Consider the following 18656-nt stretch of genomic DNA (forward strand, 5'->3'; position numbering starts at 1 on the left):
TCAGTCGGGCGCGCGCTGGCGCACCAGCGGCCCGATCTGCTCGATGCGGTTGGTCCACAGGCCGCCGCGGTAGTCGGGCGGCAATGCCGCCAGTGCCTCGGCACTGTCGATGCCCCCGTTGAAGTCGCCGCCCGTGTAGGGACCGACCACGATCAGCTGCGTGCCCACGCCTTCCAGCCGCTGCTGCAGCCGGTGCGGCCAGCCCCAGAGCCAGGGCGCGACATTGGCGGGCACCAGCATCAGCCCGTCCCGGCACGCCTCGGGCACATGGCCCGACCAGCCGAGCGCCTCGTAGCGCAGCAGGCATTGCACCAGCGCCCCGCGTGGCGCCACGCGCACGGCCGGCAGTGCCTGCTTCAACGCGACGACGGGCTCGTCGCTGCCATAGACCGCCAGCCGCGCCAGCGCCGCCGTGTCGAGCGCCGCGAGGTGGCGCGCGAGCAGCCGCCCTTCAGCCGCATCGCGGCTTTTCATGTGGATCAGGAAACGCTGCGACGGAAAGGCGGCCAGCACCTGCGCCAGGCTGGGCATCAGCCCGACGCCCTGGCCGCGCAGCGGGTAGGTCTTGCCGCCATCGGCCGTGTAGCCGTGGCCCACGTCCAGCGCCTGCAGCGCGGCCAGCGTGTGTTCGCGCACCACGCCGCGGCCGTCTGTGCGGCACTCGAGCGTCCAGTCGTGGAACACCGCGAACTGGCCGTCGCGCGTGGGATGCACGTCGAACTCCACCCGGTCGGCGCCGGCCTCGAAGGCAGCGCGCATCGACGGCAGCGTATTCTCGATCAGGCCGTGCGTCGGCGCATGGATGCGCTGCGCGGTGCAGGTGTCGTTGCGCAGATCGTGCGTGTCGAAGGTCTGGTGCACGCCGCGGTGCGCGAGCAGCGAGGGCGAGGTCTGCGGCGGCGCGACCCAGCGCGACTGGTTGCCGGCGTAGAGCAGCGCCGCGACGGCGAGCAACACGGCCACGAGGGCACGCCGCATGCTCCGCCCCTCACTCGAAGCGGTAGTTCGCGCCCACCACCTGCCCCACCTTCAGCATGTGCTCCACGCCCTGCACCACGATGCAGTTCATGCCGAAGGTGATGCCGCCGTCCACGCGCGCGTCGGCGCGGTAGGTGCGCAGCATGTCGCCGACCTCGGGGCTGCTGAGCGCGGTGGCCGGGTCGATGTCGGGAATCGGGCAGCGCGTGCAGGGCTTGACCGGGCGCAGCTCGGCTTCGCCTTCACCGGTGGTGACGTGCAGCGCGTCGACCCGGTCTTCGTCGTGCGACTCGATGCCGGCCAGCACGATGTTCGGGCGGAAGCGCTCGATGCCGACCGGGTCGTGGCCCGCCGCCGCCAGGCGCTCGTTGAGTTCGGCGATCGAGCCTTCGCTGGCCACCAGCAGCGGAAAGCCGTCGGCGAACTGGTTCAGCGCCTCGACGCCGTCGGTCCACTTCAGGCTCGACAGGCGCTGGTGCTCGGGGTCGAAGCGCACCAGGCGCAGCGTCTGCGGCTTGCCGGGCTCCGAAAGAAAGTCGCTGAACCACTGGGCGGCGATGTCGCCCATGTCGTAGGCCGCCACCTCGTCCTTCCACACGCGCACGCGCACCGGCTGCTCGACGCGGTCGAAGGCCAGGTGCAGCGCCAGCATGCCGGGCGCGCGCAGCACGACCTCGGTGTGCTTCATCTGCGGCTGGATGAGCGCCATGCGCGGCAGCTGCCGCTGGGTGACGAACTCGCCCTGCGCATCGACCACCATCCAGGCGCGGTCGAATTCCAGGCCGGTTTCGGTGAGCAGCATCTCGTCGAGCTCGACGCCGGCGCACGACTTGACGGGGTACACGAACAGGCGGGCGATGGTGGCCTGGAGATCGAAAGCGGACGGCTGCGACACGGTGGGGGTTCCTTTGAAATCGCTGGGCATTCTCCCGCATGAACGGGTATCGGCGCCCGTGCGCGAGGCAACTCCTACAATCATCCGATGGCCCTTTCCCCCGAAGTTTGTATCCGCGGCGCCGGCATCGTCGGCCGCACGCTGGCGCTGCTGCTGGCGCGCGAACGCGTGCGTGTCGCGCTGGTGGTGCCGCCGGCCCCGTCGGCCAAGGAAGACATCCGGGCGTACGCGCTCAACGTGGCATCCCGCACCCTGCTCGAATCGCTGCGCGCCTGGCCCGACACGGCCCATGCCACGCCGGTGCACGAGATGCAGGTGCACGGCGACGACGGCGGCCGGGTGCAGTTCAGCGCCGCGCGCCAGAAGGTCGAGGCGCTGGCCTGGATCGTCGACGTGCCCGCGCTCGAACAGCAACTGGCCGACGCGGTGCGCTTCCAGCCCCTGATCGACGTGGTGACCGAGCCCGTGGCCGCGCCGCTCACGGTGGTGTGCGAAGGCAAGGCCAGCGCCTCGCGCGCGGCGCTGGGCGTGAGCTACGAGGTCACGCGCTACCCGCAGCACGCCATTGCCGCCCGGCTCGAGGCCGCGCACACGCACGACGGCATCGCACGCCAGTGGTTCAACGACCGCGGCGAGGTGTTCGCCCTGCTGCCGCTGGGCGGCGTGCACGGCAAGACGCTGGCGCTGGTGTGGTCGGTCGACCAGCTGCGCGTGCCCGAGCTGGTCGCGCAAGGCGCCGACGAATTCAGCGCCGCCGTGAGCGAAGCCAGCCACGGCGAGCTGGGCTCGCTGCGGCTCACGAGCGAACGCGCCGTGTGGCCGCTGTCGCGCGCCATCGCCGACCGCTGGTCGGGTGCGATGCCGGGCCAGCCCACCCAGTCGTGGGTGCTCGCGGGCGACGCCGCGCACACGGTGCATCCGCTGGCGGGCCAGGGCCTGAACCTCGGCCTGGCCGACGCGGCCGCGCTGGCCGACGTGATCCGCACCCGCGACTACTGGCGCAGCGTGGGCGACGCCCGCCTGCTGCGCCGCTACGAACGCGCCCGCCGCGCCGACGTGCTGCAGATGAGCCTGGCCACCGACGGATTGCAGCAACTTTTCTCGCACAACCTGGGTCCACTGCCTGCGTTGCGCAACTGGGGCATGCGCGGTTTCGACCGCACGCGCTTCGTGAAGCACTGGATCACCGCACAAGCCATGGGCCTGAAGTCCTGACGCCCCGCGCCCTCCAGCCCTCCACCTTTTTCCCGAAACCTTCCCGATGACCTTCGTCCGCCACCTTCTCGTCGCCGCCTGCGCGCTGCTCACGCTCTCCACCGCCGGCGCGGGCGAGGCCGAGATCCGCAAGAACCTGCCGACGCACATCCCGCAGCTGCCGCCCATCGAGGAAGTCACCAAGACGCCCGTGCCGGGCCTGTACGAAGTGCGCGTGGGCGGCAGCCAGCTGCTCTACACCGACGAACAGGGCAACTACCTGCTGCAGGGCAACCTGATCGACGCCAAGACCCGCCGCAACCTCACCGAGGAGCGCGTCGAGAAGCTCACCGCCGTCGCCTTCGACAAGCTGCCGCTGAAAGACGCGATCAAGATCGTGCGCGGCAACGGCAAGCGCAAGGTCGCGGTCTTCGAGGACCCGAACTGCGGCTACTGCAAGCGCTTCGAGAAGGACATGAAGAAGGTCGACAACGTGACCGTCTACATGTTCCTGTACCCGGTGCTCGGCCCCGATTCGACCGCCAAGTCGCGCGACATCTGGTGCAGCAAGGACCCGGGCAAGGCCTGGGCCGACTGGATGGAAAGCAGCGTCAAGCCCGCCGCCGCAGGCACCAGCTGCAACGTGACGGCGCTGGAGCGCAACGTGGAGTTCGGCCGCAAGTACAACATCACCGGCACGCCCACGCTGATCTTCACCGACGGCAGCCGCGTCCCGGGCGCGATTCCCGCCGAGCAGGTCGAGAAGCAGCTCGCCGCCGCCAACTGATCCGATGGCGACCACCTCGACTCCCCGGCGCACGGCCGCAGCCACCGCCATGCCCGCCGTGCATTGCCGCGTCGAGTGCGCCGACCTGCATGCGCGCCTGTTCGCCGTCACGCTGACCATCGCCACGCCCGCCGCGCAGCAGCGCGTGGCGCTGCCGGTGTGGATTCCGGGCAGCTACCTCGTGCGCGAGTTCGCCAAGAACCTGCAGGGCCTGCGTGCCACGCAGGGCCGCCGCAAGCCGGTGCTGACGCAGCTCGACAAATGCAGCTGGCAGATCGACTGCGTGCCGGGCCAGCCGCTGGTGCTGCACTACCAGGTGTGCGCCTACGACAACTCGGTGCGCACCGCCTGGCTCGACGCCACGCGCGGCTTCTTCAACGGCACCAGCGTCTGCCTGCGTGTCGAAGGCCAGACCGAGGCGCCGCACGCATTGGAAATCGTGCCGCCCGCGCTGCCGGCCGACGCCGCGCGCTGGTCGTGCGCCACCGCGCTCGTGCCGACGAAGGCCGACAAGCACGGCTTCGGCAGCTACCGCGCCGCCGGCTACGACGAACTGGCCGACAGCCCGGTCGAGATGGGCGCCTTCTGGAGCGCCGAGTTCGAGGCCTGCGGCGTGCCGCACCGCTTCGTGATCGCGGGCGCCGCGGCCTCGTTCGACGGCGAGCGCCTCATCGCCGACACCAAGGCCATCTGCGAAGCCGAGATCCGCTTCTGGCACGGCGACAAGGCCGGCAAACGGGGCGGCCCGAAGCTGCCGATCGACCGCTACGTGTTCATGCTCAATGCGGTGGACGACGGCTACGGCGGGCTCGAGCACCGCCATTCCACCGCGCTCATCTGCAACCGCCGCGACCTGCCGCTGCGCGGCGAAAAGAAGAAGCAGCCCGAGGGCTACACCACGCTGCTGGGCCTCATCAGCCACGAGTATTTCCACACCTGGAACGTCAAGCGCATGCGCCCGGCGGAGTTCGCCGGCTACGACTACAGCCGCGAGAACTACACGCAGCTGCTGTGGTTCTTCGAGGGCTTCACGAGCTACTACGACGACCTGCTGCTGCGCCGCGCCGGCCGCATCGACGACGCCGCGTACCTGCGCCTGCTCAACAAGACCATCAACCAGGTGCTGCAGACGCCCGGCCGGCTGGTGCAGCCGGTGGCCGACGCGAGCTTCGACGCCTGGGTCAAGTACTACCGCCAGGACGAGCAGACGCCCAACAGCACCGTCAGCTACTACACCAAGGGTGCGCTGGTGGCGCTGTGCTTCGACCTCACGCTGCGCCACGAAGGCAAGGGCACGCTCGACGACGTGATGCGCCACCTCTGGACGCACAGCAACGGCGGCCCGATCAGCGAGGCCGACATTGCCGCCGCGCTCGAAGCCGTGGGCGGACGCTCGTTCGCACCGGAACTCGCGCGCTGGGTGCATTCGACCGACGAACTCCCGCTGGCCGACTTGCTGCGCGCCCACGGCGTCGCCACGCTCGACGATCCCTCGCAACCCGCGCAGGCGCTCGGCCTGCGCGTGGCCGAGAGCGGCGGCAGCGTGCAGATCAAGGTGGTGCTGCGCGGTGGCGCCGCCGAAAAGGCGGGCTTCTCGGCCAACGACGAATGGCTCGGCATCGAACTGCCGGCCGTCGGTGGCCGCGGCAAAGGTGCGGCGCAACCCGCGCAGGCCTGGCGCCTCACCAAGCTCGACGACCTGGCGCTGTACCTCGGCGATGCCAGCAAGTGCACTGCCCTCGTCGCGCGCGACCGCCGGCTGCTGCGCCTGCCGCTCACGCTGCCGACAGGCTCGACCACGTGGCGGCTGTTCTCGCACGACGCGGCCAAGATCACGGCCTGGCTCGCCGCCAAGCCTTGATTTCTTCCGTTCAGGCGGAGTGATCGACGGCCGCCGCCAGCGGCGGTCGCACGAACAGCATCGGCTGCGGCTCGCCCACCAGCACGCAGGGCTTGCCGGTGCGGCGACAGTGGTCCTGCACGCGCCAGTAGGCGCCGTGGCTCACGCAGCCGGTCTGGCAGATCACAAGGTCGGCGGCGCGCAGGCCCGCCTCGAGCGCCGCGGGGTCGTCGGCCTCGTCGCCGCCGTCGTGGTGCAGGTAATGGCCGCCGGCAATCTCCACGAGCTGGCGCGCCAGCGAAGGCGCCTCGGGCGCCGCTTCCGAACGGCCCACGCACAACACCGACTTGGCCCGCAGATCGGCCGGCACCTGCGGCCCCGGCGGCAACGCATGGTGGCGCCGGCCGCCCGGCGCCAGCAGCGCATGCAGGCGCTGGGGCAAGGCGCTGCCTTTGGCGGCGCGCGCCGCCAGTTCCTCGCGCACGATGGCAATCGCCGAGTCGCGCGCCACCAGTGCGCCGCGCAGCCGCACGATCTGCGCTTCGAGCCGCTCGACCCGGGCGGCCTGCTCCACCAGCAGGCGCGAGCAACGCTCCTGCACCCGGGCATAGGCCCGCAGCAACACGGCATGTTCTTGCATCGGGAAGTCCATGGCGGCCATTCTAGATGAGAACAATTCTCAAATGAAACACCCGCGCGTCAGCGGGTCCGAAGCCTGGCTGGGTATAGTGGGACGCGTTTTTTTCCCCACCTCCCCCGGAGACAGCGACACCATGAGCTACGAAAACATCGACGTGCGGACCGAAGCAGGCAAGGTCGGCATCATCACCCTCAACCGCCCCAAGGCCCTCAATGCGCTGAACGACGCGCTGATGACCGAGCTGGGCCAGGCGCTCAAGGCCTTCGACGCCGACGACGCCATCGGCTGCATCATCCTCACGGGCAGCGAGCGCGCCTTCGCGGCCGGCGCCGACATCGCGGCGATGGCCAAGTACAGCTTCATCGACACCTACAAGGGCGACTACATCACGCGCAACTGGGAAACCATCCGCTCGATCCGCAAGCCGGTCATCGCGGCCGTGAGCGGTTTCGCACTGGGCGGCGGCTGCGAACTCGCGATGATGTGCGACTTCATCATCGCGGCCGACAACGCCAAGTTCGGCCAGCCCGAAATCAAGATCGGCGTGATCCCCGGTGCCGGCGGCACGCAGCGCCTGCCGCGCGCGGTGGGCAAGAGCAAGGCCATGGACATGGCGCTCACCGCCCGCATGATGGACGCCGCCGAAGCCGAGCGCGCGGGCCTCGTGAGCCGCGTGGTGCCGTTCGAGAAGCTGGCCGACGAAGCGCTGGGCGCCGCGCTGATCATCGCGGGCTTCTCGCAGATCGCCGTGATGGCGGCCAAGGAATCGGTCAACCGCGCCTTCGAGAGCGGCCTGAGCGACGGCGTGATGTTCGAACGCCGCCTGTTCCACGCACTGTTCGCCACGCAGGACCAGAAGGAAGGCATGGACGCCTTCCTGGCCAAGCGCCAGCCGGATTTCAAGAACGCCTGATCCGCCAGATCGTCGCGGGCCCGGCGGCCGCAGCAGCGGTTGCCGTCAGCGGGCTCGCGACAGCGCCGTGCGCAGCGCGTCGAGCGCCTGCGCCGGCGGCGTGCCGATGGAGGCGGTGCCGCCCGGCTGCGGCGTCCACCGCACCTGGTCGCCCGCGATCTCGAGCACGGCCAGCAACGCGCCGTCGCGCCGCAGTTCGATGCGCGCCTCGACCGGCGCACCCCATTCCCCGCCCGACATGGTGGCCGCGCGCGCCACGGTGTTCACCAGCGCCGCGAGGCCCTCGGTGTCGCCGCGCGCCTGGCGCGTGGTGGCGCCGGCGCGCGTGATGTCGAGGGCGGTCCAGCGGTCCAGTGCGGTGAAGCCGCCGCTCGCCACGGCCTTGGCGGCGGCCGATGCAGGGGCCGGCGCGGCTTGCACCGACGCGGCGCGGCGCTGCATGCCGGCGACGTTCGCGCTGGCACCGCCTTGCGCGGCAAGCGACGAGGCCGTGTCTGCGGACTCGCGCTGCATCGACGCTGGCGCTGCAGGTGCTGCAGGTGCTACGGCCGGCGCCGGCGGTGCGGCTGCGTAGGGCATCGGACTCTGGCCGACGTCGGCCATGGGCGGCGCGGCCGGCATGGGCGCAGATGCGATGACCGGCGCAGCAGGCGCAGGCACGGGCGCCGGGACTTGCGCCATCGGGGCCGCAGGCGCCGCCTTTTCCATCGTCCGTGCTTCGTCTTTCTGGACCGACGCCGCCGCCGCAGGGGCTTCGCGCCGCCGCGACGCTTCACGCGTGTCCTGCGTCTCGCGCTGCTTGAGGGTTTCCTTCGCATCGCGTGCCGCTTCGCTGCGCTGCGCAGCGGGTGGCGTCGTGTCCGCCGTTGCGGCCGGCTCAGCGGCGGGCGCAGGTGGCACCGGTGCCGCTGCCACTGCCGGCGCTTCCGCCGTTTGCGCAGGCGGTGCCGACGCCGGCGCGGGCGCCCCGGCCACTTGCGCCTCGCCATCGAGCCCCGCTTCGGGCACCGGCTCGCGATGCCACAACACGGTGACGAAGGCCGCCACGAGCACGGTCGCGAAGGCCGCGTTCCACGGCATGCGCGAGCGGGGACTGCCGCCGCCGAACAAGCGTCGCCACCACGGCGCGGTCTCCGCCGGGCGACTGGTCGTCGGTGCGGAAGCCGCGGCGAGGTTGTGCGCCATCTTCAGGATCGCCTCGCGCGTGTGGGCCGCGGGCACGGCGTCGCGGTCGGGCGCATGGTCCAGCGCGCGACGCAGCCGCGGGTCGTGCAGGTCGTCGTCCAGGCCGGTGCTCATGCCCGCTGCTCCAGCGCCGACAGGTAGCGTTCCATGCAGCCGCGCAGCTTCTGCAGCCCGTAACGCAGGCGGCTGCGCACGGTCTCGAAGCCGATCTCCAGCCGGGCCGCGAGCGCGTCGACCGTCAGGCCGTCTTCATGGTGCAAAAGGAAAGCGGCGCGTTGCTCGGCCGGCAGTTCGTCGAGGCAAACCAGCAGCCGGCGCCCGGCGGCGCGCCAGAACGCCAGCTCTTCGGCCGACGGGTGCGCCGACAGGTCGGTGGCGCCGTGCACGCCACGGTCGAGTGCAGGTACCGCGTCGCCGTCGTCGTCGGTCGCATGGCCATCGAGCGTCACCTCGCGCCCGCTCACACGCAGGCGGTCCATCGCGAGGTTGTGCGCGATGGTGAAGGCCCAGGTGCGCCAGGTGGCGCCCTGCGGCGAGAAGCTGTCGCGCGCCGAGATGATCCGCACCCAGGTGTCCTGGAACACCTCGTCGGCCTGCGCCGCCAGCCGCGCGCCGAGCAGGCGCTTGACGAAGCGGAACAGGCCGCCTTCGTGGCGTGCGTAGAGCACGTCGAAAGCGGCGGCGTCGCCGTGGGCGTAGGCCAGCATCAACTGATCGTCGGGCATGGCGTCGCGCGCAGTGGCGGCTTGGGCAGAAGGGGCGCGGGGCAGCGCAGACATCGAAGGATTGTCACCCGAGCTTGTACGGGCCAGCGGCGCGATCGGGGTTAAGTCGGGGTGCGATCCGATGCGTTCGAACGCAGAAAAATCGACCAGAAAACGCGGGGTGTTGAACTGAGCCCAAAGCCTGGGCTATAATTTTGGGCTTCGGTGCAGTTTTGTACTGAACGGCTCTTTAGCTCAGTCGGTTAGAGCGATGGAATCATAATCCACAGGTCCGCGGTTCGAATCCGTGAAGAGCCACCAACACCACTTCCCCGCCTCGGCGGAGAAGTCAAAAAAGCCCTAAGTTTTCAACGACTTAGGGCTTTTTTCTTGCCCGAAACGTCCTCAGGAGCCCACCGGCACCCGGTCCAGCCGGAACGCCTCGGGCTCGCAGTGCACCAGGCGCCAGCCGTGGGCGCCGTGCAGTTGCAGGTCGTCCACCACGTCCGTCAGCGTGCCGATGAGTTCGTTGCCCCAGAACCTGCGCGCGCCGCGCACGGGGTTCAGCATCTGCCGCAGCCGCGGAATCGACAGCACGCGCTCCGCATTGAAGAAAAACTCCAGCGCGAGGTCGAAGGTGACCGGGTCGACGCGCTGCGTGCGGCCCGGGAAGCTCACGCTGCGGTCCATCGGCTGGAAGCTGTAGTCGCCCCACACGAGCGGTGCCCCGCCTTCACCGACTCCGCATACAGGCCCGCACCCAGGTCGACCGGGGGCGTGAAGCTCCACGAACCGTCGGCCTTGACCACGGTTTCGCCCAGCAGGGTCGAACCGTCGTACACCTTGACGGTGCTGCCGGCCTTGCCCGTGCCCTGGATCTCGGGGCGCTGGTCGTCGGTGATGCCGTTGGCGTCGATGGGGCCCTTCTTGCTGCCCTGGTCGTCCACCAGCGCGCTGATCCGCAGCTCGCCAGGGATGGTGTCCACGATCAGGTTCAGCGGCGCGCTTTGGCCGCTCGAGTTGCCCGCCGGGTCCACCACCTCGGTCGTGAGCGCGTGCGAACCGTTGGCCAGCGGCGTGGGAGGCGTGAAGCTCCAGTCGCCGTTGGCGTCGACCGGCACGCTGCCCAGCAGCGTGCCGTTGTCGTAGACCTTCACGGTCGCGCCCGGCTCGGCCTTGCCCTTGAACTCGGGCTTGGTGTCGTCGGTGGTGTCGCCGTTGTTCAGCACCCCTTGCTTGCCGCCCACGTCGTCCAGCAGCTGGACGGTCGCCGCGTCGGGGGCCTTCGTGTCCACCGAGAAGTTCCAGATGCCGGTGGCAGGACTGACCGCGCCCACCGCGTTGGTGGCCGTGGCGGTGATGTTGTGCGTGCCGTCGGCCAGCTCGGCGTCAGGCGTGAAGCTCCACTTGCCGTTGGCGTCGGCCACGACCTGGCCCAGCAGCTTGGCGCCGTCGTAGACCTTGACGGTGCTCCCCGCCTGCGCGGTGCCGATGATGGTCGGCTTGGCGTCGTCGGTGACCTGGCCCTTCTGCAGCATGCCCTGGTGCGGGCCCACGTCGTCCTGCACGTTCTGGATCACCGGCATGAGCGACGGGCCGTTTTCCACGATCACGGTGTAGGGCGCACTCGGTGCGGTCGGGTTGCCTGCCGGGTCCACTTCGATCGCGGTGAACTCGTTGCTGCCCTGCAGCAGCGGCGTGGTCACCTGCAGCGTCCACTTGCCATCGGCGCCCACGGTCGCGCGGCCGAGCTCGCGGCTGCCCGTGCCGTCCTTGACCATCACGACGATGGTGTCGCCGGCCGTGCCGGTGCCGCTGATCGCGGGACGGCTGTCGTCGGTGGCGCTGCCCGAGGCCACGTTGCCCGTGATGCTGCCCTGGTCGTCTTCCACGCCTGTGATGGCCAGCTTGCTGGCGTCAGCCGGCGTGTAGTCGGTGGTCAGCACGAACCCGGCCGAAGGCGCGCTCGTGTTGCCCGCCTTGTCGGTGGCGGTGACGGTGAACGTGTGCTGCTCTTCCGTCAGCGGCGTGGTGGGCGTGTACACCCAGTTGCCTTCGGCGTCGGCCGTGACCTCGCCGAGCACGGCGCCGTTGTCCTTGATGACCACGGTGCTGCCATGAGATTCCTAGTGCTTGCTGAATGAAAAACGGGACCGAGGCGGCACGCGCACGCGCGGCGCCAGCTCATACGGTTTGTTGACCGATGACTTTAGGAAGACGGTCCCGATCCATCCATCGGACGAGTCCGAAAGCGGGTGCGACAAACATAGGCACAGGGCGAAACTGTGAACAAAGCCCCTGGGAGTTCGTACAAAGCACAAGGCCCTTGCAAGTCGACGACTCGCAAGGGCCTTGAAGAAGACAGCGCCGCGGCGCGAAGCGGTCAGCGTCCGAGGTCTTTGGCGGACACACCGCCGATGCCCCAGTTTTCCTTGGGCATGTCGTGCAGCCACACGCGCACGTTCTCCTTCGGCGCGTCGACGGCCTCGACGATGGCGCGGGTCACTTTCTCGATCAGCGCGCGCTTCTGTTCTTCGGTGCGGCCTTCGATGAGGTAGATCTGTGCAAAGGGCATCGTGTACTCCTGTTCGGTTCTTCAGTGCTTGATGCAGATCAGACGAAGCGCAGGCCCACGCTGCCCATGCCCTGCACCTTCAGCGTGACGGCATCGCCCGTCTGCACGGCCACGGCCTCGGTGATGCCGCCCGACAGGATCAGCGTGCCCGCCGGTATCTCCTCGCCGCGCGCGCCCAGGTGGTTGGCCAGCATCGCAATCGCCGCGGCCGGGTGGCCGAGCACCGCGGCGCCCGCGCCGAAGGCCACGGGCTGGCCGTTCTTCTCGAGCACGATGCCCACGGTGCGCAGGTCGACCTCGCTTGCGGGCACGGCCCGTCCGCCCACCACGAAGCGCGAGGCGGAGGTGTTGTCGGCCACCACGCTCTTGAGGTCGAACTTGAAGTCGCGGTAGCGGCTGTCGATCACCTCGATGCCCGGCAGCACGAAGTCGGTGGCCGCGAGCACGGCGCCGATGTGGCAGCCCGGGCCACTGAGCGCGCGCTTCGTGACGAACGCGATCTCGGGCTCGACCTTCGGGTGGATGAGCTCGCTCACCTTGCATTCGCCGCCCTCGGGCAGCGCGTAGTTGTCGGCCATGAAGCCGAAGACCGGCGTGGTCACGCCCATCTGCTTCATCTTGGCGTGCGAGGTGAGCCCGGCCTTCAGCCCGATGATGCGGTGGCCGCGCGCGAGCTTGCGGCGGCGGATCTCGTTCTGGATGGCGTAGGCATCGTCCCAGTCCATCTCGGGATGTTCGTCGGTGATCTTGGGCGTGTCGCGCGCTTCCAGCTCGCAGGTCTCCAGGTGCTCTGCGAGCGCGGCGATGGTGTTCTTGTCGAGCTTCATGCCGCGACTCCTTCCTGTGGTTGCTGCACCGCGTGGCGTGCGCGGGCCAGCGTGATGGCCGTGTCTTCGATCATGTCTTCCTGGCCGCCGACCATGCCGCGCCGGCCCAGCTCCACCAGGATCTCGCGCGCGGGCACGCCGTACTTCTTCTCGGCGCGCTTGGCGAACAGCAGGAAGCTCGAGTACACGCCCGCGTAGCCCAGCGTGAGCGAGTCGCGGTCGACGCGGATCATGTGGTCCATGATCGGCACGACGCGGTCCTCGGCCACGTCCTGGATGCGGAACACATCGACACCGGTCTCGATGCCCATGCGGTCGCACACCGCCACGAACACCTCCATCGGCGTGTTGCCCGCGCCCGCGCCCAAGCCTGCGGCGGCAGCGTCGATGCGGTTGGCACCGGCCGCCACGGCCGCGACCGAGTTGGCCACGCCCATCGCGAGGTTGTGATGGCCATGAAAGCCCAGCTCGGTGTCGGCCTGGAGCGCCGCACGCACCGCGCCGATGCGCGCCGTGACGTCGTCCGGCAGCATGTGGCCGGCCGAGTCGGTCACGTAGATGCAGTTGGCGCCGTAGCCTTCCATGAGCAATGCCTGGCGCACCAGCGTCTCGGGCGAGGCCATGTGGGCCATCATGAGAAAGCCCACCGTGTCCATGCCGAGCCGGCGCGCCATGGTGATGTGCTGCTCGGACACGTCGGCCTCGGTGCAGTGCGTGGCCACGCGCACGGTGTGCACGCCCAGGCCGTGCGCCATGCGCAGGTGGTCCACGGTGCCGATGCCGGGAATCAGCAGCGCCGACACCTTGGCCTGCTTCATGAGCGGAATCACGGCGCCCAGGTACGCCTCGTCGGAATGCGCGGGAAAGCCGTAGTTGACCGAGCTGCCGCCCAGGCCGTCTCCGTGCGTCACTTCGATCAGCGGCACGCCCGCTTCGTCGAGCCCGCTGGCGATGTGCGTCATCTGTTCGAGCGTCATCAGGTGGCGCTTGGGGTGCATGCCGTCGCGCAGCGTCATGTCGTGCAGGGTGACGCGGCGGCCCTGCAGGTGGGTGTTCGTGGGGGTGGTCATGGGTGTGCTCCTAGGCCACGGCGGGCTCGGGTTGCGGAAGGCTGGCGAGCATCGCTTCGGCGAACATTTCGGCCGTGCGCGCCGCGGCGGCGGTCATGATGTCGAGGTTGCCGGCGTACTTGGGCAGGTAGTCGCCCAGGCCCTCGACCTCCAGGTAGATCGACACGCGGTGGCCGTCGAACACCGGCCCGTTCACGAGCTTGTAGCCCGGCACGTACTTGCGCACCTCGGCGATCATTTCGTGCACCGAGGCCGTGATGCGCGCCTCGTCGGGCGGGCCTTCGGTGAGGCAGTGCACCGTGTCACGCATGATCAGCGGCGGTTCGGCCGGGTTGACGATGATGATCGCCTTGCCCTTGGCCGCGCCGCCCACGCGCTCGACCGCACCGGCCGTGGTGCGCGTGAACTCGTCGATGTTCTTGCGTGTGCCCGGGCCGACCGAACGGCTCGACACCGTGGCCACGATCTCGCCGTAGGCCACCGGCTGCACGCGCGACACCGCCGCCACCATCGGGATGGTGGCCTGCCCGCCGCAGGTGACCATGTTGACGTTGGCCGGCCGCGCACCGCCCGCCATGAGCAGGCTCTTGAGATTGACCGGTGGCACGCAGAACGGGCCGATGGCCGCGGGCGTGAGGTCGATCATCAGCACGCCCAGCGCATTGAGCTTGGCGCTGTTCTCGGCGTGCACATAGGCGCTGGTGGCGTCGAACGCAATCTGCACGCCGTCGGCCTGCACATGCGGCAAGAGGCCGTCCACGCCCTCGGCCGTGGTCTTCAGGCCCATCTCGCGGGCGCGCTTCAGGCCGTCGGACTCGGGGTCGATGCCCACCATCCACACGGGTTCGAGCACCGGGCTGCGCTGCAGCTTGGCGAGCAGGTCGGTGCCGATGTTGCCGGGGCCGATCAGCGCGCACTTGATCTTCGTTGCTGTCGTCATGGGGTTGTCTCCTTCAGTGGAAGCGCACCGAGCAGCCACCGAGGCCGCCGATCGAGACGCGGAAGTTGTCGCCGGCCTTGGCGGGGAACATCGCGGCGAGCGCGCCCGACAGGATCACCTCGCCCGCCTTGAGCCCGATGCCCAACGCACCCAGCGTGTTGGCCAGCCACGCGACCGCGTTCACCGGCGAGCCGAGCGCGGCGGCGCCTGCGCCGGTGGCGATGATTTCGCCGTTCTTCTCCAGCACCATGCCGCAGGTCGCCAGGTCGATGCGGCGCGGATCGACCGCGTGGTCGCCGAGCACGAACACGCCGCACGAGGCGTTGTCGGCCACGGTGTCGGCGATCTGGATCTTCCAGTCGCGGATGCGCGAATCGACGATCTCGAAGCAGGGCATCACGCACTCGGTGGCGGCCAGCACGTCGGCGTTGCCGATGCCGGGGCCCATGAGGTCGCGTTTGAGCAGGAAGGCGATCTCGCCCTCGGCCTTGGGCTGGATGAGCGTGCGGCTGTCGATCGACTCGCCCTCGCCGACGACCATGCCGTCGAGCAGGTAGCCGAAGTCGGGCTGGAACACGCCCAGCATGTTCATCACGGCGCGCGAGGTGACGCCGATCTTCTTGCCGACGACGCGCTCGCCGGCGTCGAGGCGGCGCGCGATCATGCGCTGCTGGATGCCGTAGGCGTCGGCGATGGTGATGCCTGCGTGCCGGCTGGTGAGCGGCTCCACGACGCTGCGCTCGCGCAGTGCGTCGTAGAGCTCGTCGCCGAGCCGCTGGATGAGGGTGGGGTCCATGGTGGGTTCTGTCCTTTGCTCTGTCTCGGGTGAATCAATCAATCGGTCGATCGGCTTCGTTGAGGAAGTCGCCGACAAGGCGGGCGAAGCGCGCGCTGTGCTCGATCTGCGTCCAGTGGCCGCAGTGGCCGAACACATGCAGCTGGCTGCGGGGAATCCACTGGCTCAGCGTGAGCGAGGTGGCCAGCGGAATCACCTGGTCTTCGCGGCCGTGGATCAGCAGCGTCTCGTGCGGCAGGGCGCGAATGGCGGCCTCCGGGCTCGCCATGGCGTCGACCCAGCGCTGGCGCGGCGCCGGGAACATCGCGCCGAAGGTCTCCTGGAAGCCGGGCCGCGTGCTGGCTTCGTAGCGCAGCTGCGCGAGCTCGTCGGTGACGAGGGCGCGGTCGAACGCGAACACGTCCATGATCCGGCGCATGTTCGCGAACGAGGGTGTGTAGCCCCACACCGCGTCGAGCCCCGGCGTGATCGCGAAGGGCACGCCCACGCTGCCCATGAGCACCAGCCGGCGCACGCGGTGCGGCGCGCGGATGGCGAGTGCCAATGCCAGCGCACCACCGAAGGAGTTGCCCACCACGTCGGCGCGTTCGATGTCGAGCGCGTCGAGCAGGTCGAGCGCCTGCTGCACCCACGCGTCCATGGTGTAGGCCACGCCGGGCACGCGCTCGGTGAAGCCGAAGCCGGCCATGTCGGGCGCGATCACGCGGCGCGTCTGCGCGAGCACCGGCAGCACCAGCCGCCAGTTGGCCCACGCACTCACGCCCGGGCCCGAGCCGTGGATGAAGAGCACCGGCGCGCCCTCGCCCAGGTCGTGGACGTTGGTGTGGAAGGCGCCGGTGCGCACGCTGTTCGCGATTTCGGGGTTGCTCACCGCCGGGCCCTCACAGCTTGATGCAGACGTTGCGAAGTTCTGTATAGAACTCGAGCGAATGCACGCCGCCCTCGCGGCCGATGCCCGACGACTTGGCGCCGCCGAAGGCCGTGCGCAGGTCGCGCAGGAACCAGCTGTTGACCCAGCAGATACCGACCTGCACCTGCCTGGCCACGCGGTGCGCGCGGCCCAGGTTCTCGGTCCACACGGTGGTCGCCAGGCCGTAGTCGGTGGCGTTGGCCAGCGCGATGGCTTCTTCCTCGGTGTCGAAGGGCGCGATGTGGCAGCAGGGGCCGAAGATTTCCTCGCGGATCACCGAGGCCGTCTCGGGCAGGCCGGTCCAGATGGTGGGCTGCACCCAGTGGCCCTCGGCCAGCGCGCCGGGCATCGAGGGCACGCCGCCGCCGGTGACGACGGTGGCGCCTTCCTTCACGGCCTTCGCGTAGTACGACAGCACCTTCTGCTGGTGCTCGCGCGAGATCAGCGGGCCGATGCCCACGCCGGCTTCTTCCGACGGGCCCGGCTTGAGCGCCTCGGCCCTGGCCTTGAGCGCCGCGACGAACTTGTCGAAGATCGGCCGCTGCACGTAGACGCGCTCGGTGCCCAGGCACACCTGGCCGCAGTTCTCGAAGACCGAGCGCGTGATGCCGGCCACGGCCTTGTCGAAATCGGCGTCGGCGAACACGATGCCGGCGTTCTTGCCGCCGAGCTCGAAGGACACGGGCCGCACGCCCTTGGCGGCCGCCCCCATGATGGCCTCGCCGGTGCGCGTCTCGCCCGTGAAGGTGATGCCGTCCACGCCCGGGTGCGTGGTGAGGAATTCGCCGGCCGAGTCGGGGCCGAAGCCGTGCACCACGTTGTAGACGCCGGGCGGGATGCCGACCGCGTTCATCACCTCGCCCAGCAGCGTGGCGGTGGCCGGCGTTTCTTCCGAGGGCTTGACCACCACCGTGTTGCCGCAGGCCAGTGCGGGGCCGACCTTCCAGGTCATGAGCAGCAGGGGCAGGTTCCACGGGCACACGACGCCGATCACGCCCAGCGGCGAGCGCACCGCGTAGTTCAGCGCCTGCCCGCCGTCGGGCGTGGCCATCTCGAAGCTCTCGGTGGGCACGTTTTTCACGATGTCGGCAAACACCTTGAAGTTGGCCGCGCCGCGCGGGATGTCGACGTGCGAGGCCAGCGCGTGCGGCTTGCCGGTGTCGGCCATCTCGGCCGCCAGGAAGTCGTCGAAGCGCCGGTTGATCTCGTCGGCCACGGCATGCAGCAGCTCGACGCGGCGCGCGACGCTCATGTGGCCCCACTCGCCGTTCAATGCCGCACGCGCGGCGCGCACGGCCGCGTCGACCTCGCCGCGGCCGGCCTCGTGCACCTTGCCGATGACGCGGTTGTCCACCGGCGCGCGGTTGTCGAAGGTCTTCGCCGTGGCGACGAACTCGCCGCCGATGAAGTTCATGAACTGTTTCATCGCACCGTCTCCTTCAGGTCACCACGCTCAGGAAGTTCTCGTTGAGCTTGCGGTCGTGATAGAAGATCGCGCGCCCGAGTTCGTCGTCGGTCCACACCAGCGGCGGCTTGTCGGGGTAGAAGATGTAGCCGCCCGAGAACACCTCGTTGCGGTTGCCGCTCGGGTCGAAGAAGTAGATCGTCTCGCCGCGCGTGATGCCGTGGCGCGTGGGGCCGATGTCCAGCGACACGCGCTTCTTGGTGATGATGTCGGCCGCCTTGAGCACCTCGCCCCAGTTGTCGAGCAGGAACGAGGCGTGGTGGAACTTGTTCTTTTCCGGGTGGCGGATGAACGCGATGTCGTGCGGCTTGGTCGAGCAGGTGAGGAAGGCCGCGATGTGCATGCGCTCGGGGCCGGCCACCACGCTCTCGGCCAGCTGGAAGCCCAGCACCTCGGTGAACAGTTTCATGGTGCCGTCGAGGTCGTCGCCGTACAGCAGGCAGTGGTCGAAGCGCGAAGGCGCCATGCCCTTGAGGTCGTCGGGATAGACCTCGGGGTTCTCGTAGGGCATGCCGTTGCCGACCTTTTCCTTCTCGGCGAAGAGTTCGATGGCATGGCCCGTGGGCACGGTGAAGCGAAAGCGCTTGCCGGTGCGCAGGTGCTCGCCGGCGTCGATCCACTGCATGTCGGTGGCCAGGCCGCTGGCCTTCAGGTCGGCGGCGAGTCGGTCGAGCGTGGCGGGCGAATCGACGCGAAAGCCCATGAAGTCCATGCCGGCCTCGTCGGCTTCGCGCAGCACGACGCTGTGGTGGTCGTGCTCGTCCCAGGCCTTGAGGTAGATGCGGCCCTGCGCATCGCGCCCGGTTTCGATCAGGCCCAGCACGTCGCGGTAGTGCGTGAGGGCGGCCCCGAGGTCGAGCACGCGCAGTTGCACGTGTCCGGGGCGAATGACGCCAGTGAGTGCCATGGAAGTCTCCTTTGGTGGGTGAGGGAAAAG

At 69.5% G+C, this 18656-nt stretch carries 19 protein-coding genes and 1 tRNA gene; 5 read left to right on the plus strand and 15 right to left on the minus strand.

Annotation, left to right across the window (positions count from 1 at the left end; all coding sequences use genetic code 11):
* Positions 1-978 carry a glycerophosphodiester phosphodiesterase family protein gene (locus AC07OH_RS23550; protein ID WP_495302314.1) on the minus strand — a complete coding sequence of 326 codons (978 nt, stop codon included), beginning with the start codon at positions 976-978 and terminating at the stop codon, positions 1-3.
* Between the two features lie 10 nt (positions 979-988).
* Positions 989-1873 (minus strand): MOSC domain-containing protein, encoded by an 885-nt coding sequence (locus AC07OH_RS23555; protein WP_495302315.1) that lies wholly within the window; start codon positions 1871-1873, stop codon positions 989-991.
* Between the two features lie 87 nt (positions 1874-1960).
* Between AC07OH_RS23555 and AC07OH_RS23560 the strand changes: the two genes are divergently transcribed.
* The 3 genes from AC07OH_RS23560 to AC07OH_RS23570 are packed head-to-tail and all read left to right on the plus strand — an operon-like array spanning position 1961 to position 5715.
* Entirely contained in the window at positions 1961-3088 is a 1128-nt protein-coding gene (locus tag AC07OH_RS23560; protein ID WP_495302316.1) for an FAD-dependent monooxygenase, read from the plus strand.
* A 46-nt stretch (positions 3089-3134) separates the two neighbouring features.
* Entirely contained in the window at positions 3135-3854 is a 720-nt protein-coding gene (locus AC07OH_RS23565; protein ID WP_062481991.1) for a DsbC family protein, read from the plus strand.
* Positions 3855-3858: 4 nt separating this feature from the next.
* On the plus strand, positions 3859-5715 hold the full coding sequence (locus tag AC07OH_RS23570; protein ID WP_495302317.1) for a M61 family metallopeptidase: 1857 nt from the start codon (positions 3859-3861) through the stop codon (positions 5713-5715).
* A gap of 10 nt (positions 5716-5725) precedes the next feature.
* Here AC07OH_RS23570 and AC07OH_RS23575 read toward each other — a convergent pair whose 3' ends face one another.
* Positions 5726-6334, minus strand: a complete 609-nt coding sequence (locus AC07OH_RS23575) for a DUF2325 domain-containing protein (RefSeq protein ID WP_495302318.1) — start codon at positions 6332-6334, stop codon at positions 5726-5728.
* 133 nt (positions 6335-6467) lie between these two features.
* Between AC07OH_RS23575 and AC07OH_RS23580 the strand changes: the two genes are divergently transcribed.
* Positions 6468-7247 carry an enoyl-CoA hydratase gene (locus tag AC07OH_RS23580; RefSeq protein WP_062481985.1) on the plus strand — a complete coding sequence of 260 codons (780 nt, stop codon included), beginning with the start codon at positions 6468-6470 and terminating at the stop codon, positions 7245-7247.
* Positions 7248-7292: 45 nt separating this feature from the next.
* On the opposite strand, the gene AC07OH_RS23585 is transcribed toward AC07OH_RS23580, so the two are convergent.
* Together AC07OH_RS23585 and AC07OH_RS23590 are read right to left on the minus strand one after the other, a co-directional pair.
* The gene (locus tag AC07OH_RS23585) at positions 7293-8546 is read right to left on the minus strand and encodes a hypothetical protein (RefSeq protein ID WP_495302319.1); all 1254 of its coding nucleotides are present in this window, start codon (positions 8544-8546) and stop codon (positions 7293-7295) included.
* Positions 8543-9211 (minus strand): sigma-70 family RNA polymerase sigma factor, encoded by a 669-nt coding sequence (locus AC07OH_RS23590; protein WP_495302320.1) that lies wholly within the window; start codon positions 9209-9211, stop codon positions 8543-8545. The genes AC07OH_RS23585 and AC07OH_RS23590 overlap by 4 nt, the downstream gene beginning before the upstream one ends.
* A 169-nt stretch (positions 9212-9380) precedes the next feature.
* Here AC07OH_RS23590 and AC07OH_RS23595 point away from each other — a divergent pair.
* Positions 9381-9457, plus strand: a tRNA-Met gene (locus AC07OH_RS23595).
* 84 nt (positions 9458-9541) lie between these two features.
* On the opposite strand, the gene AC07OH_RS23600 is transcribed toward AC07OH_RS23595, so the two are convergent.
* The 10 genes from AC07OH_RS23600 to AC07OH_RS23645 all read right to left on the minus strand — a co-directional run bounded on the left by AC07OH_RS23600 (position 9542) and on the right by AC07OH_RS23645 (position 18626).
* On the minus strand, positions 9542-9826 hold the full coding sequence (locus AC07OH_RS23600; RefSeq protein ID WP_495302321.1) for a hypothetical protein: 285 nt from the start codon (positions 9824-9826) through the stop codon (positions 9542-9544).
* Positions 9811-11244, minus strand: coding sequence for an Ig-like domain-containing protein (locus AC07OH_RS23605; RefSeq protein ID WP_495302322.1), 1434 nt, complete (start codon positions 11242-11244; stop codon positions 9811-9813). The genes AC07OH_RS23600 and AC07OH_RS23605 overlap by 16 nt, the downstream gene beginning before the upstream one ends.
* 275 nt (positions 11245-11519) lie before the next feature.
* Positions 11520-11711 (minus strand): 2-hydroxymuconate tautomerase, encoded by a 192-nt coding sequence (gene thmT, locus AC07OH_RS23610; protein ID WP_062475127.1) that lies wholly within the window; start codon positions 11709-11711, stop codon positions 11520-11522.
* Between the two features lie 38 nt (positions 11712-11749).
* On the minus strand, positions 11750-12538 hold the full coding sequence (gene dmpH / locus AC07OH_RS23615) for a 2-oxo-3-hexenedioate decarboxylase (RefSeq protein WP_495302323.1): 789 nt from the start codon (positions 12536-12538) through the stop codon (positions 11750-11752).
* Positions 12535-13608 (minus strand): 4-hydroxy-2-oxovalerate aldolase, encoded by a 1074-nt coding sequence (dmpG, locus tag AC07OH_RS23620; protein ID WP_495302324.1) that lies wholly within the window; start codon positions 13606-13608, stop codon positions 12535-12537. The genes dmpH and dmpG overlap by 4 nt, the downstream gene beginning before the upstream one ends.
* A 10-nt stretch (positions 13609-13618) precedes the next feature.
* Entirely contained in the window at positions 13619-14548 is a 930-nt protein-coding gene (locus AC07OH_RS23625) for an acetaldehyde dehydrogenase (acetylating) (protein WP_495302325.1), read from the minus strand.
* Between the two features lie 13 nt (positions 14549-14561).
* A complete protein-coding gene (dmpE, locus tag AC07OH_RS23630; protein ID WP_070062782.1) occupies positions 14562-15344 on the minus strand; it encodes a 2-oxopent-4-enoate hydratase in 783 nt (260 codons plus the stop codon).
* 34 nt (positions 15345-15378) lie between these two features.
* Positions 15379-16215 carry an alpha/beta fold hydrolase gene (locus AC07OH_RS23635; RefSeq protein WP_495302326.1) on the minus strand — a complete coding sequence of 279 codons (837 nt, stop codon included), beginning with the start codon at positions 16213-16215 and terminating at the stop codon, positions 15379-15381.
* Positions 16216-16225: 10 nt separating this feature from the next.
* A complete protein-coding gene (locus tag AC07OH_RS23640; protein WP_495302327.1) occupies positions 16226-17680 on the minus strand; it encodes a 2-hydroxymuconic semialdehyde dehydrogenase in 1455 nt (484 codons plus the stop codon).
* A 13-nt stretch (positions 17681-17693) separates the two neighbouring features.
* On the minus strand, positions 17694-18626 hold the full coding sequence (locus AC07OH_RS23645; RefSeq protein ID WP_495302328.1) for a catechol 2,3-dioxygenase: 933 nt from the start codon (positions 18624-18626) through the stop codon (positions 17694-17696).
* Positions 18627-18656: the final 30 nt, after the last annotated feature.

Source organism: Variovorax sp. GW821-FHT10C12, from assembly GCF_059415405.1.